Source organism: Haladaptatus marinus (assembly GCF_051194195.1).
This window is the reverse complement of sequence record NZ_JBLZNK010000004.1, coordinates 53,793-79,232: the sequence shown is the minus strand read 5'-3', so window position 1 is coordinate 79,232 and position 25,440 is coordinate 53,793. Positions and strand designations below refer to the sequence as shown.

Below are 25,440 nucleotides of genomic sequence, written 5' to 3'. Positions count from 1 at the left end.
TGCCGAGCAGATATGGGTTTTTCATCGGTTACTTACCAGTCTTTATTACCCTTTTCCTCGCATCTGAGTCTCCATCGTATTCTATGTTAGAAAATAAACTATCGTCAGATGATCCCAACGTATCAATCATAGATCTGAGTTTATGAATTGGGATTTGACCTGGTGCGTACTCGCTTTCATCAGATTCCAGCGGAGCGTATCCAATCTTAGCTCCATAAAGCGGTGCAACAGCACGGGTGTGGCTACCTATCGCCCCCATCGAAATCCCTGTAGCACGCAACCCTTTTTCAGATACTGAACTGACAGCCCTAAGCATATTCAATGAATCTGTATTGCTATTTGCGTATGCTGCGACTTTTGCTACATCTCCATATTGGCCACATGCTTCAAAAATAGCCTTGAGAACATCTAAATCAGGGGTTTCCTCAAACTCATGGAACGAGATTATTATCTCTACATTCCCTTTTTCAAACTCTTCAAGAACCCAACTTGAACCGCGAGCTGTTTCTAATTCTATATCGACCATCTTTACAGCTTCAAATTCCGATGCAGTAAAAAGATGGTCAAGTCGTCCTGAATCATCCGCTTTTCCACCGAACCATTGAGCTCTGTTTGTCGCAATTATCGGTAGTTCTCCATCGTAATCAGCTAGCTGAGAAAGGGGATTTTTTGCTTTATCCATTCTAAACTCAACAACGTCCGCAACTTTTCTTACCTGTGTTTCTCGCTGGAGATCGTTTGTAGTAGCAGCGAGAGCGAACTGATCTGGTTCCATGTTGGCACGCTACGTGGTTAGCATCATAAAAAGATTCGATTCTTACTGTATTAGCATAACTAGAGTATATTAACATTGCGAGCTATATCACCGGCATTCAGAACGATGGGAATCAGATAGCCAGCAGGGATATCGTGGCCACGTATTGTCGGTCGATAGGTGGGTTCGATATACACCTGAATTTCTGCGAAGCGAGCTCGTTGAGGGGGAACCGAACCTGCGTTTCGGGGACGGTTGTACCACCAATCATGAGTGCATCGGTACCCGTTTTGGGGGATTTCGGCGTAGGTGTCCGGAAGGATTTGTCGGGATCAATCTTCGTGACGCGATTTCACTGAGTTCCCGGAGTCGGCATTCGTCTGGTAATACAATTGTAGTCAAACCGTTGCCCTCATGGTCGGACTAAACGAGTCGCGAGTATGCGAGTAACGCTCCTTCTGTGTTAGTGTGTTCTCCTAACTCGAGCAATGAATTTTCGTTCTTTTCGACGCGTGACCAAGGGTACACCAGTGAAATTGCGCCATGGAAACTGCCCGTCGGGTGACAGCGAAATCTGCTTCGCCGAGAGTGCTGACCTGCCTGACCCCCGCTTTTGCTTATTAATTCAGGCAGAAGTGGATGTCACATTTGCAGATTCACTGATTTCACCAGACCGCAACCCACTACCCTATAATTTTGATTACCTAAATCATATGCTGCTATACAAAAGTCGAGGGTCAGGAGACAAGAAGAGATGCCATGCATTGAGAACACTAGTCCCACACTGAGTAACTAAGAAGATCCACGACCTTGGAAGATTAGTTCGATGCGTGACTCTCTTCCACTGAGACCCGTGTAATCGGTTAGTGCGATGAACCGCAAGCCTGCACGGTTGACCGGCGTCCGTTCCTCCCACCCGCTCGAAGAGGGCGGTGTTCTCGTCGGGACTGTGCGCGTGGACGATGCAGAGGAGGGCCAGGTCGATCCCTCTTAAGCTCGTCAGTCCACTAGTCGCCTGTCCGGGTATCCAGACGCCCGACTAGCTCGTCGGGATGTCGTCCTGCATTGCGTCGAGAACACCCGGAAAATCGAAGATTGTGGCGGAAAGATCCGGATGTCGTCGACACAATTCATGGCATACAATCCGTGCCTACCGCCGACGTCCAACAAGCCGCCCCGTCCCGACGGAATGGGTATCGCGTCGCACGTCGACAAGGAGCGACGCCGTGGTTCGATATCCTTCCTGTGCAGTCGCGAGCAAATTCCTACAATCACATTCTGTCTGACATAGTTTTATGCCGTCTTAGATGGCATAACTAGACAAGAGACGTATGACAATTAAGATCGCAGTGAGCAATCAAAAGGGTGGTGCTGGAAAGACAACGACGTCGATCAACGTTGCAGGAGCACTCAACCAACTGGGCCACGATGTTCTACTGGTTGATCTCGACCCGCAGGGTCATGCTACCGAAGGCGTTAGTTTTGAAGACAAATACGAGACGGATGACATAAGCCTCTATGATGTCTTACCCAATTTAGACATCTTAGACGAAACAGATAATCTCGTCTACGAACACCACGAGATGGACGTCATTCCGAGCCATCAAAACATGATCAATATCGAGGATGCACTCGCGGGTGTTCCAAACCGCGAAAACCGCCTCAAAATGGCACTCGACAATCTCGATGATTATGAGTACATCATCATTGACTGTCCACCGAACCTCGGGGTGCTTACCGACAACGCGCTTCTCGCGTGTGAGAACGTCCTCATCCCTGCACAGACGAAAACGACGAGCATTCGCGCACTCGAACTGCTGTTCAAACAGGTCAACGCACTCGAAGCGGCCTTTGGAACAGACATCCAAGAAGTGGGGCTCGTCGCGAACGAGGTCGGGACGGACAACGAAGCCGACGAAATGATGGAGTGGTTCGAAGAAGTGTTCGACGACCGTGCTCCGGTGTGGGAAGTGCGGAAACGTGTCGCGCTTCAGCGGGCATGGAATGCTGGTGTCTCGATTTTCGAACACGAGGAAGACTGTGACATGGAGGAGGTCTACCTCGAGATTGCGGAAACCCTGGAGGATATCGATGGCGAAAGATAAGACAAAAAACCGCGACCCGTTCGGTAGTCGGTACTCGCAGAGTGATACGGCGGACAAACCATCTAAGACAGAAGAAACAGACAGCCAGTCTAAGACGGAACAGACGGATAAACGATCTAAAACGGACGAGAATACGCAGACAAATAGTTCATCTAAGACAGGAAAGAGCGCTAAACCAGAGAAGACCGAAAAGCTGGAAAAGACCGAAAAGCTGGATGAAACCGCAAAGAAGGAGAAGACATCCGTGAAAGACCGTCCGTCGGTATTGATGTATCTCCCTCAGGAACAATACACTGAGCTCGATATCCGGTTCGACGAACTGAATGCGAAGTACAAGCGAAAGCACGGAGAGTCGCTCCAGAAGAATCGAGACTACTACCCGATTCTCATCGAGCTCGCAATGGAAAAGACACAAGAGATGGACGAACAGGAACTGCTTGACCGCCTCAGCCAAGGGTAGGCATTTTTAGGGATCGAATGTTCTCGGAAGCGTGGTTAGCCACGGCGATGAAGAGCCTCGATGGACGGCGGCCAGCCAGTTTTTGAAATAGAATAGAAGGTTAAGACCGATAAACCATCTTAGAGGGATTTGATGGGAAAACCAGCTTAGAGCCATATCAGCATGGAACAGTTTTTGCAACGGATTTTTGGAACCCGTTTTCGCAATCAAAGATTCTCAAGCCCGCAAAGGTGAGGAAGACGACGAAATCGGATACATACCTGCGGGCTGCAACAGGACAGTGTATGAAAGACGATGCCGGCGCTGTCTCTATTATCGAACGGTTGTGAATATAACTAGCTACAACTGGTCCTGTTCACGAGATCAAATTTAGATTTCGAACTCACCCGTATCCATCGACAGCTCACCGCTCTGCACTTGACTTGGGGTCGCCTCTTTTGGAATCGCCACCATCCGTTTTCGAAGTGTCTAACCGCTCCAATCGCCCGTGGAGTCAACGGCGGATACGAAACAGAACTATACCTGCTCATCCTCTACTCACGGGACGAAATGATCGACTATCTCAAAGAGGACATCGAAACGGCGTTGGAGAAGGATCCTGCAGCACGTCATCCGATCGAGGTCGTCCTTTGTTATTCTGGTCTCCATGCGATCTGGATGCATCGGATCGCACACGCGGTCTGGTCGAGCGATCACTATATTCTCGCTCGCGTACTCTCACAGCTTTCTCGGTTCCTCACCGGGATTGAAATCCACCCTGGTGCCTCGATCGGTCGTCGATTCTTCATCGACCATGGGGCTGGCGTCGTCATCGGTGAAACGACTGAGATCGGTGATGACGTCATGTTGTATCACGGCGTAACCCTTGGTGGTGATTCGCTCGAACGAAAAAAACGCCACCCAACGGTCAGAGATGGCGTTACGATCGGAACAGGAGCGACCCTCCTCGGGCCGATCACTATCGGCGAAGACGCGAATATCGGAGCTGGATCCGTCGTTCTCGATTCGATCCCGCCCCATTGCACTGCGATTGGGAATCCCGCTGAGCTTGTTGGTGACTGTACACAGACGCTGCAGGAGTGGGAGTCACAGGTTGGCGACGTAGACGACCCATGACTCATATCTCACGTGTCGAACGCGGCGCCTGACCAGATAACCTGTCCACTTCCCCGCCGCCGTCAGCTGGCACCTGCTCAGGTAGAAAGTTAGGATAGAATCCACAGCACAAAGCATTCTTGGAGATCTTAATCAGCTATGATGACACTTCGAATCAACGAGATACTGGTGGAAATTTATTGCTTTCTGAAACGATGAGGAACATCGGTTCGTCGGTGTGAACGACGAGACTCACCGATTATTGAACCGGAGAATACCATGCAGACGGAAGATGGATTGCCGATCTGAATTGCATCGTGCCAAATTTATATCATTCATATGTTTTCTGCCTTGTCTATATGGATAGACATTTATTCTGTCATTTACACACAATATTTATTATTAATTGCGTGTTTTATAGTTTGCAGTAATGAATATACAATCAGAACGACGCACGTTTCTCAAAGGAATCGCAGCAACGACGGTCGGCCTCGCAGCGACTGTACCAGGAACCGCAGTCGAAGAGGAGACGTATCTCGTCACAACAGGCAGTGACAACGTCGCTCAAAAAATCGAACAAGCAGGCTATACAGTTCAGAACGAAATTCCCGCTGCAAACCTTCTTATTGTCCGCGGACCAGCGAATGCTACGTCTGGTGTTCAAGACGTCCCAGGCGTTCACGAGGTCGCACCAGATCTCGCATACGAAATCGGGACGCCACCCGTCGATTCGGCAGAGCCGGCAATCGACGCGACATACACCGACCTCCAGTGGGATAAGCAGATTACAGACGCGTTCGCCGCACACGACATCGCAACAGGGGAAGGAACACGTATCGCTATCATCGATACGGGTGTCGATCATACACACCCCGACCTTGCTGCCAACGTAAACACGAATCTGGGACGGTCGGTCATCAATGGTGAGTTCGGTTCCGATGGTAGTCCAGTCCATCCACATGGCACACACGTTGCTGGCATTACTGCAGCAACCGGTGCACAAGGTGTGGTTGGAATGGCTCCCGATGCCGAACTCGTTCCACTTCGTGTCTTCCCACAGGAAGGGCCACTTATCGAACGCATCAGTGACTGTTTATTGGCTATCGATTATGCTGCGGAAATTGGCGCTGACGCCGTCAACATGAGTCTTGGCTGGGAACCACGCCCACCACGAGAAAACCAAACATCACGGGGTGTCCGACGCGTTATCTGCGACCGAGTCGTTAAAAGTGCTCGTCGTCGCGGAACAACAGTTGTCGTCTCTGCCGGAAACGAAGAGACCGATCTTCAACATGGCGGCTACCGTGATATGTGGACGAGTCTCGAAAGTACGATCGGTGTGAGTGCAACAGCTCCGAATGACGAACTCGCGTTTTATTCAAACTACGGTCTTGGCGATATTGATGTCGGGGCACCCGGTGGAGGCTATGAAACTCTCGAGAAGACGCTCGCGAACGATACAGAGTGGCCGAACCCAACGAACCGTATCCTGTCGACGGTTCCGAATGATTCGTACGACTACTATGTCGGCACTTCGATGGCGTCGCCACAGGTCGCGGGGTTAGTGGGTCTCGTCCGCGAATTGTCGCCTTCGTTGCAGCCGAACCGAGTTGAGGGCGTCATCAAACGGAACGCCGAGGTAAGTAACGGCCGAAGTGATCCCGAACTCGGTGCTGGTCGAATCAACGCGTTGCATACCGTTGAATCCCTTCTGAGGTAGGACACGATTCTGTGGACGGAGCAGGCTGCGTGCCTCGGGGCCTGCTCTCGGAGCGGTTGACCGTGATATTCTCCCCGCTCTGGTTCGCGGTTCGCCTTGTGGGTTCTATGATTACTCAAAATGATCGTTCAATTCGACAGGCACTTCCGAAGAGAACGAGGTGGCTTGCACCCTCGAATCCGTGACCATCTGCACCTGCAACAATCGTGGCCGCGATTCCAATGCTATCGGTCGAGAATCGGGTCTTTGAGCGCGACGACTTGGGCCATGATCGCTTCAACGTTCTGATCGTCGACGCCGTTCGTCTGGAGCGCGGACTGGAGATAGCGACCAACGGCGTCGAAATCTTTCTCGTCGATATCGAGATGGGAGTGTGCCTCGCGCATGTCGTCGCCAGTGTACTCGACCGGGCCGCCAGCGACCGCACTGATAAATTGAACTTGATGGGCTCGTAGTTCACTCATTTCCATGCCCTCGAAGTACGGAACGAGTTGTTCGTCTGCGAGCACTCGATCGTAGAAATCGTCGACCACCGCCCGGACTGCCTCTTCTCCACCGATGTCTTGATACACTGTTTGTGCCATCGTGTTAGTTACGATTGGGACGGGATCGGGATACGGGTTCTCGCTACTATACTCGGCCTTATTTAACTGTATTCAGGCGCTAAGGCCCCTTCCTCAAGGAGCGAGCACCGCGAGCGAGTAGAGAGGGATACAGCGCCGTCGTCGTCTTTCACGCCGTATGTACGATGGTAACAAGGTGCTTCTAGGAGGCGCAACGCCGTCGACTCGTTACGCTGAGGGGGTACGGCAACCGCTCACTGAGAGACGATCTGTTCCAGCAACTTCGACTGTGCCACCGAGAGGTGTTCGACGAAGGTAGGAGTCGAGATTCCCAGTTCGTCGGCAACCGTCTCGGAGTTCGCTTCCTTCGGCGATGCGAAGTACCCCATCCGGTGTGCCGTTTCGAGCACTTCGTACTGGCGGTCCGTGAACGCGTTTCGGTCGACGACGAGTAGTGACCGTCCATCGACACGTCCCCCCGACCGCGTCAGGCGTCGTACCGTGACGTCGGTGTACGACTGGAGGTCGGCGATGACTGCCTGTAGCGTCTCCACGTTTGGAGTGATGAACGAGAGGAGGATTCGTCCGGATTCGGCCTGGATATCTCGGATAGGACACCCGTGGTTGGGAACTCGCATGCAGGGACATGCACTGTTGCTGTGCGTGTACCGATACACCGACGTCGAATCGTCCGAAAAAACCTCCTCCGCAAACTGGATGTCCGTCTCGGCGTCATCGGAGTGGTCGACGGTGACTTCCCCGATGACGTTCGTTGTCTCCGAAGCAGTGCGCTTGCTGATCTTCACGGACTCGACCTCTACATCATCGCTCACGGTGGAGACAGGACAGCTATCCACCTCGCTTACTTCGATTTCTGCGTGAATTCCGGAGGCCATATGTACAGTACGTATTGCGGGTGTGTGACTCCTCCCCGCCCTAAAGGGCGGGGCTTCCTGTTTCGACGACGCGCTGTGCAGACACAACGGTGTCCGTAGAGAGCGCAGTCTCCGCAGGCGTTGATTCGGGACAGCCCGTCCCTATCTGGTCGAAACCACGAGCAAGGATGTTCCATGCCGCGTTTGCGTCTCGATCCGCTTCGAACCCACACGACGGACACGAGTGTTCGCGCACCCAAAGCGGTTTGTCCGTCTTCACACCGCAGGATGCACATTCCTTTGTCGTGTTCTTCGGATCAACATCAACGAAATACGCCCCCTCGCGTTTACACTTGTATTCGAGCATTCGCAGAAACGTCCCCCACGCGGCAGATGCTCGGTTGCGTGAATTCGACTCGAACTGTATCATTCCGGCGACGTTGAGGTCTTCAACCGCCACGAGGTCGTATTCCCGGGCGTAGTAGCTCGACAACTTGTGAAGAAAGTCTTGGCGCTTCTGTTTCAATTCCGCGTGACGACGCGCGACAATACGCTGTTGTCTGCGGTAGTTCGCAGACCCGTGTTGTTTGCGCGAAAGGGCACGTTGGGCGCGTTCCAATCGCTCACGTTCGTCCGAGAGGTTGAGTGATTCCACCGCGGTTCCGTCGGTGTCGTGTGCGTACTTGAGAATCCCTACGTCGATACCCACAACGTCCGTAAGTTCGTCGGGTTTCTCGGGCGGGTCGTCAGGCGTCTCAATACCGAAGACGGCGAACCACTCGCCGGTCGGCTCTTTCTTCACTGTGACTTGCTTGAGTTTCGCGCCATCCGGGATATCGCGGTGCATTCGAACGGGTATCTCTCCGATTTTTGAGAGTCGGAGAACAGGCTGACCACTCGTGTTCTTGAGTTCGAAGCCAGACTGTCGATAGGTGAACGACCGGTAGTCGGCTGGTGCTTTCCACTTGAGCAGGCCGACCTTCCGACCCGCGTCTTTCGCGTCTTTCAGTCGTGAGAGGTTGGTGTACAGTCTCTCAACGACGTTCTGAAGGGTGCGAGAATACAGGTTGGTGAGGTCGTCCCACCACTGCTTCATCGACGGGAGTTGATTGATTTCGCCGTACTTCGTCGTCCCGTCTACTTGGTTGAGTCGGTGGAGGAAATGGTTATACACTTGCCGATACAGGTCACGGTGGCGGTCTAACGTCTCTCGGTGAGCATCGGACGGGTCGAGTCTGTATCGGTAGTTGTAGCGCACGGTCTACTCGTTGGAATCGGAAGCTGGTTCAGAAACACGAACGATTTTCACGTCCGCACCGAGCCACCGTCGCGGGACGTAGACATGTGCGCCGTTACCGGTTGGGCGTACATCGCCGTCCACGACTTCGTGGCCGTTGATTTCGAACCGTTCCATACACATTGTCTAGACATTATGGATACTAAAGTGTATTGATTCCGTGGGCCTTCGGGATAGTAGTCTCACGTGTAAGCAAGACGATGACGGCGTTGACGAGACGCTTCGCGTCTCGTTCGCACACAAGAGCTTTGCTCTTGTGAACGCTGTATTCCCGCCGTAAACGACGGGGTTTGAGCGCCTGCAATTCAGATAAGCTCGCGGCCCGCGGTGAGAAGACGTTCCAGTTGTTCGGCGTCGGTAGTTTCAGCGTACGCCCGAAGTTTCGGTTCGGTTCCGCTCGGTCGAACGAGAATCCATGAACCATCCTCTAGCAGGAGTTTAAACCCGTCGAGGGTAACCGTCTCGGCAACCGGTTGCCCAATGATTGTCTCGGGAATCGAATCTCCGATCGCCGATACGACTCTCGCCTTCTCCTCCTTGGGACAGTCGACGCTGGTTTTGTCGGCGTAGATTCGGCCATGGGTCTCGAAGAGACGGTCGATTCGGTCGTCCAACGGTTCGACTACTGTCGCTGCGGCGACGAGGAGCGCCAAGAGAACCCCGTCTTTTTCCCCAATGTGGTTCTTGACAGTGAAACCGCCGGATTCCTCGCCACCGAGAAGCGCATCGTGTCCGTTGAGCCCCTGAGCGACCCACTTGAACCCCACGGGAACCTCGTACACGTTTTCGTTGTGCTCTTCGGCAATTCTATCGATAAGAAAAGTCGTCGAAACGGTTCGTACCACCGGTCCGCTCGCTTCGCCGTCCGTAAGCAAAGCCTCGTATAACCCCGCGAACAGAAGATGACCGTTGAGGACGCCCCTCTGGGGAGTACAAATCGTGATTCGGTCACCGTCCCCGTCGTTCGCAATTCCTAGATCGGCATCGTTCGTTTCGACCGCTTCGAGGAGGCCCTGGAGGGTTTCCAGACTGGGTTCGGGGGCCACCCCGCCAAATGACGGGTCGCGTTCACAGCGGCGGCGGACGACCTCCGCACCTGCTGACTCGAGCAGGTCATCCGTAATTCCACGACCGCTTCCGTGCATTGCATCGTAAACGATCGTCAGTCCGGAGAGGTCGGCCTCGAAATATGTCTCGGTGAGGTCGATGGCTCGGTTCGCGTGCGCCGTCACTGGATCGAACTGTTCGATCGAACCGCGTTCGACCTCTGGGTCGGAAATGAGGGGTTCGAGGTTGGACTCGATGGCTTCGGTGACATCGGGCAGCGGCGACGTGGTGTCTTCCGGTACGAACTTCACGCCGTTGTACTTGGGCGGGTTGTGCGACGCTGTGACGATGAGGGCGCCCGCGAGATTCCGGTCAGCGATCGCGTACGCTACCGTGGGGGTCGGCACATCCTTGGCAGTGAGAAGGACGTCGAAACCGTTAGTAGAGAGTACGTTTGCGAGGGTCTTTGCGGCCGCGTTAGATTCCTCACGAGCGTCGTAACCGACCGCAACCGGTCTGTCCGCTCCACCCTGAGTTTTGCGGAGGTACGTCGAGACTGCCTGTCCAATCATCTGAACCCGATCGTCGGTGAACTCGTCCATCGTTGCCCGCCAACCCCCTGTACCGAAAGAAATCTGATCCATAGGTGCTGATTATAGAATACATTACAATAAAATTCTTATAATATCGTTAAGTAGTATGGAAACGGTATTTTAATAATGTACTACGTGGGCGTCGATCTCGGCGCGACCAACGTCCGTGCAGTCGTCGGTGACGAGACAGCCACAATCGTCGGCAGAGCACGAGACAAGACCCCGAGCGGGCCGACAGGGAGAGCGGTCACGGATGTGGTTCTCCGCGTTGTCCGGCAGGCGTGCGATCATGCAGGAGTGACACCGACGGATGTCGGTGGTGCTGGAATCGGATCCATGGGAACGATGGACTCGACCGCCCGTGTCATCACGGTACCAGCGAACGTGTCCACCGAAATCGGTTCGATTCCCCTCGTCGATCCGCTCTCGGAGCTGTTAGCCACTGACAACGTTCATCTCCGAAACGATACCATCGCAGCTGTTATCGGCGAACGATTTCTCACCCATCCTGACACCGAGAATCTCGCCTACATTACCATTTCCTCCGGTATCGGTGTGGGGATAATCGCCAACGGAGAGGTGGTTTGGGGTCGGGATGGGAACGCCGGCGAAATCGGCCACACGACTATCGACATCCACGGTTTCATGGAGTGTAGTTGTGGCCGAGACGGACACTGGGAAGCGTACTGTTCTGGGAGTAACATACCCCGGTTCGTTCGTGCCCTTCATCAGGAGAATACGGTCGAAACCGACCTTCCCATCGAGAATTCGGAGTTCACCGCGGAACACCTGTTCGAATATGGCGGAACGGACACATTTGCGGATCACGTCATCGATCGACTCGCGCACTTGAACACTGCAGGCGTAGCAAACATCGTCCACGCATACGACCCATCGATCATCAGTATCGGTGGAGCTGTCGCGCTCAACAACCCAGAACACGTAGTCGAACCCATCAAATCTCGGCTCGACGAGGCCGTTCTCGTCGAGCCGCCGGAAATCAGTCTAAGTGAACTGGGATCACAGGCCGTGTTAAAAGGCGCTCTCACCCTTCCGATAACCGAAAGTACGGAAGTCAGAACGACAGTGCAATAGAGCGGAGAAACGACCAAACGAGAGTGAACCGTGAAACGACTCGTCCCTCCGCGCTGGTCTCGTCGCAACGAACGACAACGGATCTTATCGACCGAACAAGATTACAGTACCGTCGATCTCGATGGGTGTCGCTTCCCCTTTTAGTATTGATTACTAAGACAACTGAATTCTATTTCTTAACAGTCAATTTCTCGTGGCAGACAAGTAGTTTTTCTGAAAATATGTTCATTTGTTATCAAGTGCAGCGTAACGACTCGAATAGCGTCCTATGGCGTGAAGATAGTCTCATCAGCACCGATGGGAACTGGATTAAGGAACCCACGTAATTGCTCCGACTTCTCGCGTACTGTTCGTCAGTTGTTCTCCCTCGTTCACTTCCACTCTGGATAAGAATAACTTTAATTTGTAAATAGAGTACATGTAAAAATACAGTTGAAGAGGGCCACACCCTCGGAAGGAGCACAATGACATCGAAATCACGCCCAGCAGTCCCCGACCGTGTTCGAAGTGCCGGTGTCCCGGCTGCACTCATCGCCGGCGGCTTCAGCCTCTGGCAGACGAATCGCACGCTCGCCACCATGTTCATCGCTTTCGGCATCCTCACCTGGCTTGTCGTCCAGTACATCTAACGATGCGTGTCGCTCTCCGGCTTGCCACTAGGGTGGGGATATGTTCATCTGCTTGACCTTGATGACGCGAAGTACTCACGTGAGCGGGTGATGTTGGCAAGCGAGGAGCCGACTGAATACGATAGGCAATTTTTCCAGGAGTTGGTAATTCATACAGCAACGAGTATGTTATCGCGGCTTTGGCCTGAATCACACAGCGTTGACTAGACACGCGGTGAGCGTTGCCTTTGCTGTTGTACCCAGGCGATGAAGAGTAATGGTGGGTGGACTTCTCCCGCGCCATGGTTAGGCTGTCGACCTATCGTAATGTTTCCAATGAGTAAGCGGTATCCGACATAATCCATGCTGTTTCACTTTCTGGTTCTTCGATACAGATTGCAAAAAACGACTCGCGTCCCTCGTCGACGGTAATTCGGTACCCACTGCATGCTAGTTGTAGATCCTCGTCAAAAGACGATGCAAACGTAGTCACACTCGACCTCAGAGTCACGAATAAATAACACCAGTGGTTTGAAACAGAGCTAATTAAAACTCTCGTTTACCAAGAATGACTATCGGTCTACCGTCGATAACCGCTTCTGGTAGGCAGTTGATTTCTTATCGACGGAGATCACATGCTGTAGTAGTGTCCTCGCATCTGCTACTGACACCGTCGTCAGAATCCACTAACTGGGGTACTTTCACACCACTATGCGATCTTAGATATCATAGATGGCTATGATGAGGATTCAATCCAACGAGGGTATTTTCGGAACTCTCGACGCCACAAACTAACGAAGAAAAAGGCACGGTTCGAGGTGCGAACGGTGACTACGAGGTCCTTGCCCGAGGTGACGACCCAATCAACGGTGGTACCGAACGACCTCCTGTCCGTCCCTCCATTGGTCAAAGCGAGATCGCCATCGTGAAAATTCCTCTATTAGTTTTCGGAAATAAACATCGTTGAGTACAAGCAATTATATGCTACGGGTAAAGCAATCATAAATACGAGCTCTGAGGAGAATGCTACCAGCACAACGGAAACGCGACATCGTAGAGTACGTCTTGGAGCAAAATGGTTGCTCTGTAGACGAACTGGCAGAAGAAATGGGCTGTTCGAAGGCAACGATCCGACGTGATCTAAACGACCTCGAAGAGCGGCAACTAATCGAACGTTCGCATGGGGGTGCAGTCCCGATTGCATCTGTCGGCGGCGAGAAGAACTTTCGAGAAAAAAAGGTACAGAACCTCAAAGGTAAAACCGCCATCGCAGAACGCGCTGTCGAAGAGATTCATCACGGTACCGTTGTTTTCTTCGATTCGGGGACAACGACCATGGAAGTCGCAAAGAAGGCGTCATCAGAAGATCCGTTTATTGGCGTTACTAACTCCCCACTGATTGCACTCGAGCTTCGAGAACAAGGAGACGAGGTTGGACTCACCGGCGGCTCACTTCGTCAACGGACACTAGCACTCGTCGGTCCGACAGCCGAACAGTTCATGGAATCGTCCAACTTTGATATCGCATTTCTCGGGACAAATGGTATCGACGAAGAGGGCTTTCTCATGACCCCGAACGCCGAGGAAGCGCGGATGAAGGAACTCATGATCGAGAATTCGAAACGAATCGTCCTCGTATCCGATGTCGGGAAGCTAGGTGAACAGAGCTTCAAGCGGTTCGGGAACCTCGACCAGGTAAACGTCTTTATTACCGATGAAAAATTATCAGATGAGCATCGAAAATGGTTCCAGGATACCGATGTACACATTGTTGACGGAGTAGCAGTGTAAGCTCAGCACGAGAGTGAGCCAAATTCAGATCGACCGTGGCTGAAGCCGGTTCGGAGAATTTCTCCGAATCACCTCATCATCGGTCAAAATAAACGCCACCCGAGTGAACATGGTCACAGATCTTGGTCTTTAGGTCATGAACGGAGAATATGAAGACATCAGTGTATCCAATACTATTGGCCTTAGTTCAAAAGACGCTTGAGTCGAGCAAACAACCCCTTTGAAGGATCGCCACCAAGCTGTTTTTGTTCTTGACTAGACTCGCTGTCCGTGGGCGTGTCGTCATTTTCTTCATTGTTATCCGACTGCAATTCAGTCACATCGATTGTGTCCGATTCGGCGAGTTCGACAGCTTCACGAATCAGACTCTCGGCGTCGTTGACAGCGTCCTTGACGGTTGCCTTCACGAGTGGTATCTTCTGAAATCGGTCGCGGTTCACTGCTGTATCGGCTGCAATGATAATTGCATTCGCCTCCTCAATCTCTTGGGCGGAGAGTTCGTTTTGGGCACCCATCGCTCCCTGAACTTCGACGGAGATGTCGTGGCCCATCGTATCTCCAGTCGTTTCTAGATTCTCGGCGGCCATTTGACTGTGTGCGATTCCGGTCGGACAGGATGTAATTGCGATTAGCTTCATTGGTCTTCGATGATGGTTTCGACGTCGCTTCTTGTATCTGCGGTTAGTGTACGCGCTGCGACGTCACGTGCACGCATTTGATTGATTGTCGCTACCTTCGCTTTCACCCTCGGCAGAGTGACGGCGCTCAAGCTCAATTCGTCGAGTCCAAGACCCACGAGCAGTTCGGTCAGGTCAGGGTCACCCGCCATTTCACCACACATCCCAATCCACGCGTCATTATCGTGCGCAGCATCGACGCTCCGGTCGATTGCCTGAAGGACTGATGGGTGCAACGGGTCATGTAGGTGTGCGACCTGTTCGTTCTCCCGGTCGGCAGCCATGACGTATTGGGCGAGGTCGTTCGTCCCGATGCTGAGGAAGTCGACGCGTGCAGCGAATTGCTCGGCCCTGAAAACGGCTCCCGGTGTCTCGATCATCACACCGAGTTCCGGCAACGCGTAATCGGTACCCGCGGCATCCAGTGACTCCGCGACAGTGTCGATGCGGTTGAGTGCGGCGTCGAGTTCGTCGACAGTCGAAACGAGCGGAAACATTACGCTCAAAGTTCCACCATCAGCGTTCGCTGCCGCTCGCAAGAGGGCTCGCAGTTGCGTTTCGAAGAGGTCCGAATCGGAACCGAGCGACCGTCGAATCCCACGTTCGCCGAGGAACGGATTCTCTTCCGCTGGGAGATCGAGATACGGTATCTGTTTGTCTCCGCCGATATCGAGCGTCCGAACGACGACACGGCTGTCCGGAAACGTCTCGAGCGCGTCAACGTACGTCGTATACTGCTCTTGTTCGGTCGGGGGTTTTTCCCGATCCAGGAACAGGAACTCTGTGCGAAAGAGGCCAACACCGTCAGCACCCTGTTCGACGGTTCCTTCCAGTTCAGCTGGACTGCCGACGTTCGCGGCGACTTCGATTTCAGTGCCATCGGTCGTCGCAACGCGGTCATGTGTCACGGAAACATCCGTCTCGGTATCGATGGCAGCGATTCGGTCTTCGCTGGGGTCTACGCAGATTTCGTCCATTTCTCCATCTATGATGACGTTCGTACCGTCTTCGATAGTTTCGAGGGTTGCTCCCACACCGACAACTGCAGGGAGCGAAAGGGATCGGGCAACGATGGCCGCATGTGAGGTGCGGCCGCCAGTGATGGTTGCAAAGCCAGCGATTCGATCGGGATCCAGCTGAGCGGTATCACTCGGCGTCAATCGTTCAGCAAGGACAACCGATCCTCGTGGCAGTGCTGCTAAGTTCACGCGTTCACTGCCAGTAAGGAGACGAACAAGTCGATCACGGACGTCTCGAAGGTCGTCCGCTCGCTCGGCCATCCGGCCATCCATCTTCTCGAAATCTGCGATGGGATCCTCGAACGCGTGTTGGACGGCGGATTCGGCAGGAAATCCTTCATCGATTGCGGCACTCACGCCGTCGTCGATCTGAGGGTCATCGAGGAACTGCATATGCGCATCGAAGACAGCAGCCTCCTTTTCGCCAACGCGCTTGGCCGCCCGGTCTCGTTCGGCTTCCAATTCGATATGCGCCTGTTCACGAGCGGTCTCGAAGCGGTCATGCTCGATCGGTCGGTTGGTGGTGGCGACTTTCTCGACGTCATCCTTGCTCGGGAGTGCTGAATCCGGTCGATACCAGACGACGGTACCTACTCCTTTACAGGGTGTGACACCCGTCCCGACGAGTGTTTCGTTGGTCATGAGTCGTTCCGCTCGCCCTCCGGAGTGGTCAACACCTGTTCGAGTGCATCGAGTGTCGATTCAGCATCGTCACCCTCAGCGACGAGACGAACTTCCTCGCCGCATTTGGCTCCAAGACTGGTGATCGAGATCATACTCCCAGCAGGCACGAGGTCGTCGGAATCAGCACGACCGAGTTTCACAGTCACGTCGTACTCGTTGACCGTCTCAACGAACTTCGAGGCAGGTCGAGCGTGTAAGCCAGCGTCCGGTACGATTTCGACGATCCGTTCGTTCATGCAAGCGCCTCCTTGAGAACCCCTTGGACGTCTGCAGACGTTTTCGCGGTAGAGAGGGAGTTACGTACCTCTTCGTGCATGAGTGCCCGCGAAAGTGAACTGAGAATCTCGAGATGGTCTTCGGCGCCTGTCTCGGGAACGAGTATCATGAACAGCAGCTGCGCGGGCTCGTCGTCCATCGCTCCGAAGTCAACACCATCGGTTGAGCGAGCGAACGCGACCGACGGGCACGTCACGGCGCCCGTTTTCGCATGCGGGATTCCGATTCCCATGCCAACGCCGGTGGTTGTCTCCCTTTCACGAGCGAATAGCGCTTTGAGTGCCGTGTCGCGGTCAGTTACTCGTCCGGAGCTCACGATGAGATCCAACAGATATTCGATACAGTCGTCTTTCTCGCTGGGCGGCTCGTCGAGCGAGATGTGTGATTCCGGAATCAGGTCGTCGATGTCGTCTTGTTCGATGGTCGTGGTCATGTGTTGCGTGTAATATCGAATTTGATTTTAGTCGTCTGTCTGTGCTGAGGATGCTGGGTCGGTTGACCCAACCGTTTCTTCGAAATCACTCTTGAGGAGTGTGGCAATCGTAGCGGTCGTGATAGTCCCGATCGCAATGCAGACAAGGAACGAAAGGGGTTGATTCGACAGCAGGAAGACGAAGATACCACCGTGCGGTGCAGGCATCGTAATACCGAGAGCCATCGATGCGGCCCCCCCGACGGCACTTCCGGCTACGATGCTCGGAATGACTCGAAGCGGGTCAGATGCACCGTAAGGGATCGCTCCTTCGGTAATGAACGCGAGTCCGAGCGGAATGGCGCTCTTTGCGTTCTCGTACATCTCGGCGGTATATTTTTGAGGGGCAATAAAATTCGACAATGCCATCCCCAATGGTGGAATCATTCCGGCGATCATTACTGCAGCCATCGGCTGGTAGATCTGCTCGGTAAGCAATCCCACTGCAAACACGTATGCAACTTTGTTGATTGGCCCACCCATGTCGAAAGCCATCATCGCACCGAGGATGGCACCGACGAGCAACGCTTCACTCCCTTGCATTCCTCTGAGGAACGAGGTCAAACTCGCGTTCGCAATGGCAACCGGAACCCCGAGCAAGAATATAATGATCGGCGAGAGAACCGCCATCGTCAATACTGGAATGATGAGGACGGGCATCATCGGCTCGATCATGGTCGGGACGTTCCGTCTCTTGAACCAGCGGGCAACGTAGCCTGCAGCAAGTCCAGCAACGAGTGCACCCAGGTAGCCTGCACCGGCGGATCCTCCCTGAAGACCAATGACGTTACCGGCAGCTTTCAGGACGTTCCCCTGTTGGATAATGTATGATAATAGAAAACCAGGGGCCAACCCCGGGCGATCGGCGATTGCATAGGCGATATAGGCACCTAAAATCGGAACCATAAAAGTCAATCCGGCAACGCCGATCTGTGCGAGGAACCAATCGGGGCGACCAGTCGCCTCGAAAATCGACTTCGTTGCTTGTGTTCCTCCGAGGAACGTCGAGAGCGCGTACCCCAGTGCGAGGAAGATCCCGCCGATCGTCACGAACGGGATCATAAACGATACCCCCGTCATCAGATGTTCTTTAACCGAGATGATGTGTGAGTGTACGTATCTCTCGATCGTGTTGCCGTCTGTCATGGTCTAATTCCACCATGATCGTTCATAATACCATTCAAAAATGCTTCCGAACCCGTTTATTTCGGACTGGACAGCTTGAATTATTTCGGGAATTGAAAATCGACCACCCGCCAACCGTCTAGAGTCAGGATTGCAGTTCTGGATCATTTTACTCACTAGTATGCTATTGCCGACATTTCTTCGATGTTCACGGACACATCGTCAAGCAGTGGAACGCTCGTACCGGAGACGGAGACGACACGCGATGCGACAGCCACACCTGCACAGAGTGCTGTCTCATCCGTTCCACCGCGATGTCGTTCGGCAAGCACGCCCGAAAGAAGGGCATCCCCTGCTCCAACGGTATCAACGACATCGACATCGAGAGCTGGCGTATGAAGGACGGCGTCCGATGTGGCCATAATTGCGCCATCCTCTCCAAGAGATGCAACGACACGCTCGAATCCCTGTTCTCTGAGGCTTCGAACTGCTGAGAACGCACCTTCGAGCGAACCGACATCCTCGCCGGTTGCGGCAGCCAATTCCTCACGATTGGGCTTACAGAGTGCGTACTCCGCTTCAAGGGTGCGAAGGGCTTCGCCGCGAACATCCACGACGACCTCCCACGAACCTGCCTCAGCGACGCGATCGATTATTTCGGGGCCGACGCCGGGAGGGAGACTTCCCGCAATGACGACCGTTCGCGGACTGTGACGCTTAATTGTCTCGATGATCGACTCTACGGCGGTATCATCGATAATCGGGCCGTCCTGATTGATTTTGAATTCTGCGTTAGGTGTCAGAATCGTTGTGTTCAGACGGGTACACCCTGAAATCTCAACGAAATCGGTCAAAATATCGCTTCCTGTCAGCTCTTCTTGTAAAAATTGCCCTAAAAAATCACCGACGAATCCTGTCGCTATCGTTTGGATATCCTGCTCGACCAGATATTTTGAGACGTTGATTCCTTTGCCACCCGGGTCGAACTGTGAACCGTCAGTTCGTGCGACGGTGCCATCTGTGAGCTCACGATCAAGTTCAACCGTGTGATCGACTGCCGGATTGAGTGTGACCGTGAGAATCATTGACCACATTCAGTGAGTACCGCCCTTGGTCGAGGCAAACGCGACCTTCCGGACGATCCATTTATCGATTCAAGACACGAGATCGAATGTTTAGCCCATCTTCTCATTGTGTCGCACCCTTCATCTTCGATATCGATCGTGATTTGTGGAATTAATGCCAAAACCATACCGTTTATATTTGTTTCTGCCCGCTTTATATAGAAATATATTTTCCTCGAAAATGATTTTCCCATCCACAGTACCAGCATCGACTGGTCACGCGGCGAACATCGCCGGTCGCGTAGACCCGTGGGGTGAGAGCGTTCCTTGGAAATCGGAACGCGATGACACGCCACAGGATGGGAGCGGTTGTGACACCGCCACAGTCCACCGAGAAATGAGTGCGAAACCCGCACAGATGACGATTTCGGCGTATTCGGGCTGAAACCTACGGCATCGCCGGAATCCCACTGTTGTGGGAAGCCCCGTCATCTACGACGGGGAGGATGTCACTTAGCAATCATTCATGATTTGAATCACAGTGGATGAAATCATCCGAAGTGTTATATCGGTTCTCGCTCTTTATTCCTTCCATCAAATGGTGTTACACCACCGCATACCACCATGACTCACCAACCTGATAACGACCCAGATGCTGAGGAGTTCGCAGCACATCTCGGTACTGAAACCACCTTCTTTCGTGACCTCGTCGAACATGCACTCGATGGTTTTCTCACCCTCGACTCTAGTGGAACCATTGTATACTCAAACCACGCGGCTGAACGCCTTTTCGGATGGTCTGCCGATGATCTCATCGGCCAGTCAATACTGAAATTGTTTCCGGATCGACACCGGGAAGGTTATTATAAATCATTCTATCGACGCATACATGATGATACTCGGGAGACAAATCACGAGTACGTCGAACGAGTCGGATTACATGCGGATGGATCTGAGCTCTCCTTAGCGTTCTCGTTTTTTGAACACGAATATGATGGACAGCAACTTTTCACGGCTACTATTCGTGATATCTCGGAGCGAAAACAACGAGAAAAAGAACTCCGGAACACCAAAGAAAAGTACGCAAAACTCGTTGAAACCGCCCCCGACGCAGTTTTCATTGCGGATGCTGAAACAGGGACGGTCGAGGACGTCAATCAGGCTGCCGTCTCGCTCATGGGAAAACCACCACATGAACTCTGTGGGATGCATCAGTCGGAACTCCACCCTCCTGAACAGGCCGACCAATATACGGCAAACTTCCAAGAGCACGTCAAGCGTGGTGGTGTCCACGGTGATTCGACAGGTATGATTCGCCGCGATATGAACCAGCACATTGTCCGCGACGACGGCTCTCGTGTCCCTGTCGAAGTTAGCTCCGGTGTCACTGAATTAGACAGAAAAACAGTCATACAGGGGATCTTCCGGGACATTTCTGAACGACAAGAGCGGGAAGAAGAACTCCGACAGGAACGAGACCTTACCGAACGTATTCTCGAAACAAGTCCGATTGCAATCGGTGTCTTCACACCAGACAGGCAACTCGTTCGGGCGAATGAACAAGTCGAAGAGATTCTTGGGTTTTCCGTCGATCAGTTGACGAGTCTTTCTACCTTGGATGAGGTGTTTTCCCTGTATGATGCCGAGAATCAACCCATTGATCCAGACAACGGTTTAATGGCAGAAGTCATCGAAACTGGGAATCCTGTCTATGATTATGAAGCACTTCTTGAGCGGCCAGACGAGGAACGGTGTTGGATTTCGTTAAATGCTGCTCCGCTCTGGTCGCTAGATGGTGAACTCGAATATATCGTTCTCATTGGCGAGGATATCTCCGAACGAAAAGAACGCGAAAACGCTATCGAAGAGCACCGTGACCGCCTCGAAACGCTCAATCGAATCAACCGACTCATTCGTGAAGTCAACCAAACACTCGTTCGAACAACGACGCGGGACGAAATCGAGGCCAGCGTCTGTGAACGACTCGCTGCGTCCAATCTCTATCAGGATGCGCTCATCGGTGAACAGTCGTTACCGGGTGGCGGAATTGAACCCCGCACCAGTGCAAACGTTGATTCGAACTACTTTGACCTACTTGGCAAAACGGATTCGACCGAAACAAGCACCGGCGGTGCTGCCGAAGCAATGCGAACTCAAGAACTCCAACTAATCACCTCGATCCAATCCGATCCCCGATTTCCCGACTCATTGCGGGAAGAAGCACTTGCACGTGGCTATTGCTCTGTGCTGTGTATTCCACTCGTCTATGGTGAGACAACGTATGGTGTGTTGGTCGTCCATGCGTCTCGGTCTGATGCATTTAGCGAGCGAGAACAAGCAGTCTTCAAAGAACTAGGTGAGACGATTGGATACGCGATCCATGCTGCGGAGAGTAAGAAGCTACTCCATACGGATAGTCACTATGAGCTTACATTCGATCTCACCGAGACGACAGCGTTCTTTATCACTGCATCCGCTGATTTACAGTGCTCGATCACGCTCGAAGACCTCGTTCCATCTACAAACAAAGAACTGCTCTACTATATCACGCTAAAGAATGCCCCAGTTGACTCATTTCTCGAGCTGACACGCCAACAATCGATTGTTAAAAAGGCCCGCTGTATCAGTACAGAGTCGGAGGCCAGTTTGCTTGAAATCGTGTTTGTGGGAGCATCGACTTCCCCACAAGTTCTCATCGAACGGGGTGCCCGCATCAAACACGCGGAGGTGGTTGAAGGGAGAGGAGCGTTCGTCGCTGAAGCCCCGGCTGATGCTGATATCCGAACACTCACCGATGCTGTGCAGTCGGTTCATCCAAATGCTCGCCTGACGACGAAACAGGAAGTAAAGCGTTCTCTCCAGCCACTCCGAAGGCAGCACGCGCGCCTCAGGAATCAGTTAACTGACCGCCAGCAAGCGTCCTTGACCGCAGCCTATAACGCCGGATTTTTCGAGTGGCCGCGTGAGAGCACTGGTGAAGAGGTCGCAGATTCGCTCGGGGTTTCGGCACCCACGTTCCACCAGCATCTGAGAGCCAGCGAACGCAAACTTTTAGCTGTGTTCTTCGGGGAAGCAGAAACGGTGGAATCACATTGTTCCTAACTGTTTAGGGCAACTGCTTTTTGAGAGTGGTTTACAATTTGGATCCATGAATTTCGGGAAATCGACGAGTTGGGGACACCTTTCCGAAGAGCAGGTAGTAGGCCTGTTGCGACATGAACACCGTCGTGCAATCGTAACGTATCTCGACCAGGAAACGACCGATTGCGCCAGCTTTGACGACCTCGTTGAATATCTCGTCTCTTCGGGGCCGAAGAGAGAAGCAACGTTAGCTGAGCGCCGTGAACAGGTTGCAATTGGCTTACTCCATAATCATTTGCCGAGGCTAGCGGACGCTGGTGTGCTTGAATACGATCAGCGAAGTGAGACGGTTCGCTATTGGGCTGATTCTCGACTTGAATCGATGCTTGAGACGATCAACAATGCCAAATAGAAAATCGAACCCAGATGTGATGATATAGTTCGATACTGCTATGTTTCGTTGCCACATGAGTAGCGTGGATCAGGTATCGTGCACGAAGTGAGGCAACCGAGTCCAGTTTGACGTCGTTCGACTGAAACTGCATGCGATTACCGTGATCTTCACCATCTCGATGTCCATAGTCATGCTTCGGTCTTCTCGTCTCTCTACGGGGTTAAAATCAGCGCTGCTTACTTTCTGTTGACAGAATATTTTTACATATTCATCGCTACGTAGTGGTATGGGTTCGTCCGCACCATCGCCTGCGACCGTGCTCGACGTATTCGACACTCTCGGCCCGCCTGGAACTCCATTGACCACTACCGAGGTTGCTAGGGAATTCGACTGCACCGACCAGACCATCTACAACAAATTAGATGCGCTCGTCAACGAAGGCGTACTCGAAACCAAAAAGGTAGGCGCTCGTGGGCGAATGTGGTGGCGCCCTTTATCTGATCACGGTCGACCAACGAATGTCGAATACAATCTCCATCAGAGAACTGAAAATCCGACATACTCGGACGGATCACCAATAACTCACCAGTCGGGTGGCGAAATGGCCAAGCGAATCCACGAGTTCGAGTGGGCCAAAACACCTCTTGGCGGGATGGAGAACTGGCCCCAGCAGTTGCGAATAGCAGTGGCCACCATGCTGAATGCGACTGAAGCCATCGAAATCTACTGGGAAGTGATCTTACGCTCCTCTACAACGACGCCGCCCGGGAATTGATTGGCAATAAGCATCCAGACGCACTAGGACAGCCGGCTCGGACGGTGTTTCCGGAGGCTTGGGAAACACTCGAACCACTAATCGGGCACGTCATGTCGGGGAACGGTGCCACTGCACTTCACGAACAGTTGATTCCTCTTGAACGGACTGACGAAATAGAAGACGTTTGGTTCGATTCTAGTTACAACCCAATACCGATCGAGGATGGCTCGATTGGTGGTGTATTCAACATCGCAGTTGACGTCACTGACAGAATTCAAGCCGAAGAAGCACTATCCGAAAGTGAGGAGCTATTGCGGCTTGCACTTGATGTTGGAGAAATTGGTGTTTGGGAGCTCGACCTTCGAACCTATGAGTCTCCCCATCACTCACCACGACACGACGAAACTTTCGGCTATGAGGAACCAGTTGAGGAGTGGAACCTCGAATGTGCCTTTGACCACTTCCATCCTGACGACCGCGAACAGGCAGAAGCGTGCTTCGAAGAAGCGTTACAAACGGGTGAATGTGAATTCGAGACTCGAATCATTCGAGCCGATGGAGAGCAACGGTGGATCATGGTTCAAGGTAGCTTCTATTATGACGATGCCGAGCCGGTTCGTGCCATCGGAACTGTTCAGGACATTACTGAACGCAAACAGACTCAAGCTGAGCGCGAAGCAGAGCGAAAACAGTTAGAATCAGAGCTGAGCGAGATCCTTGGGCGCGTCTCTGACGCTTTCTACGCCGTCGACGATGAGTGGCGATTCACGCATATCAACGGTCGAACCGAGGAACTACTCGAACAATCAAGAAAAGAGATGATCGGTGAACGCCTTTGGGATATCTTTCCGGAGGCATCCGAAACCGTCGCTTGGGATGATTTCCATGAGGCAATGGAGACGAACAAACCCCGGAGCCACACTCTCTACTACAACTCGCTCGAGATGTGGATCGAGGAGACTGCCTATCCCTCCGAAACAGGACTCTCGGTGTACTTCCGGGACGTGACCGAGCGCAAGGAAGCCAAGGAGGCACTGCAGGAGGCCAAGGAGCAACTGGAGATTGCGACCACCGCGGGATCTGTTGGGGTCTGGACATGGAACATTGCGACCGACATCGTGACCGCAGACAGGGTACTCGCAAAGAAGTTTGGTATCGCCCCTGAAACGGCTGCTACGGGTGCACCGCTTGATGATTTCCTAGCGTCTATCCATGAGGACGACCGGGCCCGGGTTAGGCAGGCAATCGAGGGAGCGACTGACGAGTTCGAATCCGAGTACCGAGTACGGGATGCAAACGGTGACGAGCGATGGGTCATAGCACGTGGCGAAGTCGAGTACGACCGGAATACTGATCCGTACGACCGGAATACTGATCCAGTTCAGATAAATGGTGTTCTTGTTGACATCACTGAGCGCAAACGCGCACAACTTGCCCTCGAACGACTCAATGACGTGAGCCGTGAGCTGATAGACAGCGATACGGAGACGATTAGTGACCACGTGGCTGAACTCACGCAGGACATCCTCGACGTTGAGTTTGCCGCACTCTGGCGCTATGACGAGATGGCTGGCGAGCTTCGAGAGGATGTTAGCCACACGGCTTTAGAGACGGATCTCGATGTACGTTTTCCCGACGACTTCTCGAACCACGTCTGGCAAACATTTATCGGCGACAATCTCGACATCGAAAATCATCTCGACGTCCCCGAGAGTACAGCATCGACGTTGCCACTGCAAAGTCGTGTGCTCGTTCCTTTGGGAAGCCACGGTGTTATCTGTGCTGGCTCGACGCGGACCGGAACGTTCGACGAGCAAACGGTCGAACTCGTGGAAACGGTCGCCGCGACTGTCAAAACGGCATGGGATCGTGCCGAAGGCGAATAGGA

The 25,440-nt window shown here is 52.9% G+C and carries 24 protein-coding genes and 1 pseudogene; 13 read left to right on the top strand and 12 right to left on the bottom strand.

Annotation, left to right across the window (positions count from 1 at the left end):
* Nucleotides 1–28: 28 nt before the first annotated feature.
* On the bottom strand, nucleotides 29–775 hold the full coding sequence (locus ACN2TU_RS14420) for a type I 3-dehydroquinate dehydratase (RefSeq protein WP_435156300.1): 747 nt from the start codon (nucleotides 773–775) through the stop codon (nucleotides 29–31).
* Nucleotides 776–1,625: 850 nt separating this feature from the next.
* Between ACN2TU_RS14420 and ACN2TU_RS14415 the strand changes: the two genes are divergently transcribed.
* From ACN2TU_RS14415 to ACN2TU_RS14395, 5 genes are all read left to right on the top strand, one after another.
* Nucleotides 1,626–1,748, top strand: a complete 123-nt coding sequence (locus ACN2TU_RS14415; RefSeq protein WP_435156299.1) for a hypothetical protein — start codon at nucleotides 1,626–1,628, stop codon at nucleotides 1,746–1,748.
* 343 nt (nucleotides 1,749–2,091) lie between these two features.
* Nucleotides 2,092–2,859 (top strand): ParA family protein, encoded by a 768-nt coding sequence (locus ACN2TU_RS14410; protein WP_435157039.1) that lies wholly within the window; start codon nucleotides 2,092–2,094, stop codon nucleotides 2,857–2,859.
* A complete protein-coding gene (locus ACN2TU_RS14405) occupies nucleotides 2,846–3,319 on the top strand; it encodes a DUF8160 family protein (RefSeq protein ID WP_435156297.1) in 474 nt (157 codons plus the stop codon). The genes ACN2TU_RS14410 and ACN2TU_RS14405 overlap by 14 nt, the downstream gene beginning before the upstream one ends.
* 549 nt (nucleotides 3,320–3,868) lie before the next feature.
* Nucleotides 3,869–4,435: a serine O-acetyltransferase gene (gene cysE / locus ACN2TU_RS14400; RefSeq protein WP_435157038.1), complete on the top strand. Its 567-nt coding sequence runs from the start codon at nucleotides 3,869–3,871 to the stop codon at nucleotides 4,433–4,435.
* A 409-nt stretch (nucleotides 4,436–4,844) separates the two neighbouring features.
* Nucleotides 4,845–6,134: a S8 family peptidase gene (locus tag ACN2TU_RS14395; protein WP_435156295.1), complete on the top strand. Its 1,290-nt coding sequence runs from the start codon at nucleotides 4,845–4,847 to the stop codon at nucleotides 6,132–6,134.
* A gap of 224 nt (nucleotides 6,135–6,358) precedes the next feature.
* Here the strand turns inward: ACN2TU_RS14395 and ACN2TU_RS14390 are convergent, their stop codons facing one another.
* The 5 genes from ACN2TU_RS14390 to ACN2TU_RS14370 form a co-directional block, all read right to left on the bottom strand.
* The gene (locus ACN2TU_RS14390; RefSeq protein WP_435156293.1) at nucleotides 6,359–6,718 is read right to left on the bottom strand and encodes a group I truncated hemoglobin; all 360 of its coding nucleotides are present in this window, start codon (nucleotides 6,716–6,718) and stop codon (nucleotides 6,359–6,361) included.
* A 233-nt stretch (nucleotides 6,719–6,951) separates the two neighbouring features.
* On the bottom strand, nucleotides 6,952–7,593 hold the full coding sequence (locus tag ACN2TU_RS14385) for a helix-turn-helix domain-containing protein (RefSeq protein ID WP_435156291.1): 642 nt from the start codon (nucleotides 7,591–7,593) through the stop codon (nucleotides 6,952–6,954).
* A 40-nt stretch (nucleotides 7,594–7,633) separates the two neighbouring features.
* Nucleotides 7,634–8,830, bottom strand: a complete 1,197-nt coding sequence (locus ACN2TU_RS14380; protein ID WP_435156289.1) for an RNA-guided endonuclease InsQ/TnpB family protein — start codon at nucleotides 8,828–8,830, stop codon at nucleotides 7,634–7,636.
* Between the two features lie 3 nt (nucleotides 8,831–8,833).
* Nucleotides 8,834–8,986 (bottom strand): DUF2080 family transposase-associated protein, encoded by a 153-nt coding sequence (locus ACN2TU_RS14375; RefSeq protein ID WP_435156288.1) that lies wholly within the window; start codon nucleotides 8,984–8,986, stop codon nucleotides 8,834–8,836.
* A gap of 188 nt (nucleotides 8,987–9,174) precedes the next feature.
* The gene (locus ACN2TU_RS14370) at nucleotides 9,175–10,560 is read right to left on the bottom strand and encodes a phosphohexomutase domain-containing protein (RefSeq protein ID WP_435156287.1); all 1,386 of its coding nucleotides are present in this window, start codon (nucleotides 10,558–10,560) and stop codon (nucleotides 9,175–9,177) included.
* 75 nt (nucleotides 10,561–10,635) lie between these two features.
* Here ACN2TU_RS14370 and ACN2TU_RS14365 point away from each other — a divergent pair, with 75 nt between their 5' ends.
* From ACN2TU_RS14365 to glpR, 3 genes are all read left to right on the top strand, one after another.
* The gene (locus tag ACN2TU_RS14365) at nucleotides 10,636–11,604 is read left to right on the top strand and encodes an ROK family protein (protein ID WP_435156286.1); all 969 of its coding nucleotides are present in this window, start codon (nucleotides 10,636–10,638) and stop codon (nucleotides 11,602–11,604) included.
* A gap of 464 nt (nucleotides 11,605–12,068) precedes the next feature.
* Entirely contained in the window at nucleotides 12,069–12,233 is a 165-nt protein-coding gene (locus ACN2TU_RS14360; protein WP_435156285.1) for a hypothetical protein, read from the top strand.
* 1,002 nt (nucleotides 12,234–13,235) lie between these two features.
* Nucleotides 13,236–14,003, top strand: coding sequence for an HTH-type transcriptional regulator GlpR (glpR, locus tag ACN2TU_RS14355; protein ID WP_435156283.1), 768 nt, complete (start codon nucleotides 13,236–13,238; stop codon nucleotides 14,001–14,003).
* A 182-nt stretch (nucleotides 14,004–14,185) separates the two neighbouring features.
* On the opposite strand, the gene ACN2TU_RS14350 is transcribed toward glpR, so the two are convergent.
* The 6 genes from ACN2TU_RS14350 to pfkB all read right to left on the bottom strand — a co-directional run bounded on the left by ACN2TU_RS14350 (nucleotide 14,186) and on the right by pfkB (nucleotide 19,341).
* Nucleotides 14,186–14,641, bottom strand: a complete 456-nt coding sequence (locus tag ACN2TU_RS14350; RefSeq protein WP_435156281.1) for a PTS fructose transporter subunit IIB — start codon at nucleotides 14,639–14,641, stop codon at nucleotides 14,186–14,188.
* Nucleotides 14,638–16,341: a phosphoenolpyruvate--protein phosphotransferase gene (gene ptsP, locus ACN2TU_RS14345; protein ID WP_435156279.1), complete on the bottom strand. Its 1,704-nt coding sequence runs from the start codon at nucleotides 16,339–16,341 to the stop codon at nucleotides 14,638–14,640. Before ptsP ends, ACN2TU_RS14350 begins: the two co-directional genes overlap by 4 nt.
* The gene (locus ACN2TU_RS14340) at nucleotides 16,338–16,619 is read right to left on the bottom strand and encodes an HPr family phosphocarrier protein (protein WP_435156278.1); all 282 of its coding nucleotides are present in this window, start codon (nucleotides 16,617–16,619) and stop codon (nucleotides 16,338–16,340) included. The genes ptsP and ACN2TU_RS14340 overlap by 4 nt, the downstream gene beginning before the upstream one ends.
* A complete protein-coding gene (locus ACN2TU_RS14335) occupies nucleotides 16,616–17,092 on the bottom strand; it encodes a PTS sugar transporter subunit IIA (protein ID WP_435156277.1) in 477 nt (158 codons plus the stop codon). Before ACN2TU_RS14335 ends, ACN2TU_RS14340 begins: the two co-directional genes overlap by 4 nt.
* 27 nt (nucleotides 17,093–17,119) lie before the next feature.
* Entirely contained in the window at nucleotides 17,120–18,277 is a 1,158-nt protein-coding gene (locus tag ACN2TU_RS14330) for a PTS fructose transporter subunit IIC (protein WP_435156275.1), read from the bottom strand.
* Nucleotides 18,278–18,432: 155 nt separating this feature from the next.
* Complete coding sequence (pfkB, locus tag ACN2TU_RS14325) at nucleotides 18,433–19,341, bottom strand: 1-phosphofructokinase (protein ID WP_435157036.1); 909 nt, start codon at nucleotides 19,339–19,341, stop codon at nucleotides 18,433–18,435.
* Between the two features lie 253 nt (nucleotides 19,342–19,594).
* On the opposite strand from pfkB, the pseudogene ACN2TU_RS14320 reads away from it, so the two are divergent.
* The 5 genes and pseudogenes from ACN2TU_RS14320 to ACN2TU_RS14300 all read left to right on the top strand — a co-directional run.
* Nucleotides 19,595–19,765 (top strand): annotated as a pseudogene (locus ACN2TU_RS14320) (RNA-guided endonuclease TnpB family protein); the annotation flags it as partial.
* 179 nt (nucleotides 19,766–19,944) lie between these two features.
* On the top strand, nucleotides 19,945–22,422 hold the full coding sequence (locus ACN2TU_RS14315) for a PAS domain S-box protein (RefSeq protein WP_435156274.1): 2,478 nt from the start codon (nucleotides 19,945–19,947) through the stop codon (nucleotides 22,420–22,422).
* A gap of 46 nt (nucleotides 22,423–22,468) precedes the next feature.
* A complete protein-coding gene (locus tag ACN2TU_RS14310) occupies nucleotides 22,469–22,813 on the top strand; it encodes a DUF7344 domain-containing protein (protein ID WP_435156272.1) in 345 nt (114 codons plus the stop codon).
* A 268-nt stretch (nucleotides 22,814–23,081) separates the two neighbouring features.
* Complete coding sequence (locus ACN2TU_RS14305) at nucleotides 23,082–23,570, top strand: helix-turn-helix domain-containing protein (protein ID WP_435156270.1); 489 nt, start codon at nucleotides 23,082–23,084, stop codon at nucleotides 23,568–23,570.
* Entirely contained in the window at nucleotides 23,567–25,438 is a 1,872-nt protein-coding gene (locus ACN2TU_RS14300) for a PAS domain S-box protein (protein WP_435156269.1), read from the top strand. Before ACN2TU_RS14305 ends, ACN2TU_RS14300 begins: the two co-directional genes overlap by 4 nt.
* The last annotated feature ends 2 nt before the right edge of the window (nucleotides 25,439–25,440 follow it).

Coding starts and splice junctions, on each gene's coding strand:
- ACN2TU_RS14420 (WP_435156300.1), bottom strand. CDS start 775: ATGGAACCAGATCAGTTCGCTCTCGCTGCTACTACAAACGATCTCCAG.
- ACN2TU_RS14415 (WP_435156299.1), top strand. CDS start 1,626: ATGAACCGCAAGCCTGCACGGTTGACCGGCGTCCGTTCCTCCCACCCG.
- ACN2TU_RS14405 (WP_435156297.1), top strand. CDS start 2,846: ATGGCGAAAGATAAGACAAAAAACCGCGACCCGTTCGGTAGTCGGTAC.
- cysE (WP_435157038.1), top strand. CDS start 3,869: ATGATCGACTATCTCAAAGAGGACATCGAAACGGCGTTGGAGAAGGAT.
- ACN2TU_RS14395 (WP_435156295.1), top strand. CDS start 4,845: ATGAATATACAATCAGAACGACGCACGTTTCTCAAAGGAATCGCAGCA.
- ACN2TU_RS14390 (WP_435156293.1), bottom strand. CDS start 6,718: ATGGCACAAACAGTGTATCAAGACATCGGTGGAGAAGAGGCAGTCCGG.
- ACN2TU_RS14385 (WP_435156291.1), bottom strand. CDS start 7,593: ATGGCCTCCGGAATTCACGCAGAAATCGAAGTAAGCGAGGTGGATAGC.
- ACN2TU_RS14375 (WP_435156288.1), bottom strand. CDS start 8,986: ATGGAACGGTTCGAAATCAACGGCCACGAAGTCGTGGACGGCGATGTA.
- ACN2TU_RS14370 (WP_435156287.1), bottom strand. CDS start 10,560: ATGGATCAGATTTCTTTCGGTACAGGGGGTTGGCGGGCAACGATGGAC.
- ACN2TU_RS14365 (WP_435156286.1), top strand. CDS start 10,636: ATGTACTACGTGGGCGTCGATCTCGGCGCGACCAACGTCCGTGCAGTC.
- ACN2TU_RS14360 (WP_435156285.1), top strand. CDS start 12,069: ATGACATCGAAATCACGCCCAGCAGTCCCCGACCGTGTTCGAAGTGCC.
- glpR (WP_435156283.1), top strand. CDS start 13,236: ATGCTACCAGCACAACGGAAACGCGACATCGTAGAGTACGTCTTGGAG.
- ACN2TU_RS14350 (WP_435156281.1), bottom strand. CDS start 14,641: ATGAAGCTAATCGCAATTACATCCTGTCCGACCGGAATCGCACACAGT.
- ptsP (WP_435156279.1), bottom strand. CDS start 16,341: ATGACCAACGAAACACTCGTCGGGACGGGTGTCACACCCTGTAAAGGA.
- ACN2TU_RS14340 (WP_435156278.1), bottom strand. CDS start 16,619: ATGAACGAACGGATCGTCGAAATCGTACCGGACGCTGGCTTACACGCT.
- ACN2TU_RS14335 (WP_435156277.1), bottom strand. CDS start 17,092: ATGACCACGACCATCGAACAAGACGACATCGACGACCTGATTCCGGAA.
- ACN2TU_RS14330 (WP_435156275.1), bottom strand. CDS start 18,277: ATGACAGACGGCAACACGATCGAGAGATACGTACACTCACACATCATC.
- pfkB (WP_435157036.1), bottom strand. CDS start 19,341: ATGATTCTCACGGTCACACTCAATCCGGCAGTCGATCACACGGTTGAA.
- ACN2TU_RS14315 (WP_435156274.1), top strand. CDS start 19,945: ATGACTCACCAACCTGATAACGACCCAGATGCTGAGGAGTTCGCAGCA.
- ACN2TU_RS14310 (WP_435156272.1), top strand. CDS start 22,469: ATGAATTTCGGGAAATCGACGAGTTGGGGACACCTTTCCGAAGAGCAG.
- ACN2TU_RS14305 (WP_435156270.1), top strand. CDS start 23,082: ATGGGTTCGTCCGCACCATCGCCTGCGACCGTGCTCGACGTATTCGAC.